The organism is Streptomyces mexicanus (genome assembly GCF_902506575.1).
In the GTDB taxonomy this organism is placed as follows: Bacteria; Actinomycetota; Actinomycetes; order Streptomycetales; family Streptomycetaceae; genus Streptomyces; species Streptomyces mexicanus.
This window is the reverse complement of record NZ_LR732544.1, coordinates 4,096,912-4,098,032: the sequence shown is the minus strand read 5'-3', so window position 1 is coordinate 4,098,032 and position 1,121 is coordinate 4,096,912. Positions and strand designations below refer to the sequence as shown.

The window sequence follows — 1,121 nt, the reverse complement described above, 5'->3', positions numbered from 1 at the left end:
TCCCGCGGCCGCTCCCGCCGGGCGCCCGCGGTGGCCCGCACCCCCGGGCAGGCCCGCCACCTGCGGGTTTCACCGCCCGGAAACCCTCCCCCGCCGCCTGAAACCGCGCTGAAGCCGCCCTGAACCGCCCGCCCGGCACGCTCTGCGCCATGACGACGACGCCTCACGACCCTCACGACCTCGCGATCGCGGCCACCGGGCTGCGCAAGTCCTTCGGGGACCAGACGGTCCTCGACGGCATCGACCTGCACGTGCCGGCCGGCACGATCTTCTCCCTGCTGGGACCGAACGGCGCCGGCAAGACCACGGCCGTGGGCATCCTGTCCACCCTGCTGTCCGCGGACGGCGGTACCGCCCGGATCGCCGGGCACGACCTCGCCACCCGGGCCCAGGCGGTCCGCGCCGCCATCGGGGTCACCGGCCAGTTCTCCGCCGTGGACGGCCTGATCACCGGCGAGGAGAACATGCTCCTGATGGCCGACCTGCACCACCTGCCCCGCGCCGAGGGCCGGCGGGTGACGGCCGAGCTGCTGGAGCGGTTCGACCTGACCGAGGCGGCGAAGAAGCCCGCCTCCACCTACTCCGGCGGCATGAAGCGCCGCCTGGACATCGCCATGACCCTGGTCGGCGACCCGCGGATCATCTTCCTGGACGAGCCGACCACCGGCTTGGACCCGCGCTCGCGCCACACCATGTGGCAGATCATCCGCGAACTGGTCTCCGGCGGCACGACCGTCTTCCTCACCACCCAGTACCTGGAGGAGGCCGACCAGCTCGCCGACCGCATCGCGGTGCTCCACGGCGGCCGGATCGTCGCCGAGGGCACCGCCGAGGAGCTGAAGCGGCTCGTACCCGGCGGCCATGTGCGGCTGCGCTTCTCCGACCCGGCGGCCTACGAGCGGGCGGCGACCGCCCTGCGCGAGACCCAGCGCCACGACGACGCGCTCACCCTGCAGATCCCCAGCGACGGCAGCCAGCGCGAGCTGCGCGCCGTCCTGGACTGGCTGGACGCCGCCGGCGTCGAGGCCGACGAGCTGTCCGTGCACACCCCCGACCTGGACGACGTGTTCTTCGCCCTCACCGGCAACCACCCCGTCACCGCCCAGGCCACTGTCCCCGCC

General features: G+C 73.9%; 1 protein-coding gene. It reads left to right on the top strand.

Annotated features, from left to right (window positions below):
• Window positions 1-149: 149 nt before the first annotated feature.
• Window positions 150-1,121 (top strand): ATP-binding cassette domain-containing protein (locus tag GV126_RS18315; RefSeq protein ID WP_159667996.1); only part of this gene is annotated, 972 nt, incomplete at its 3' end.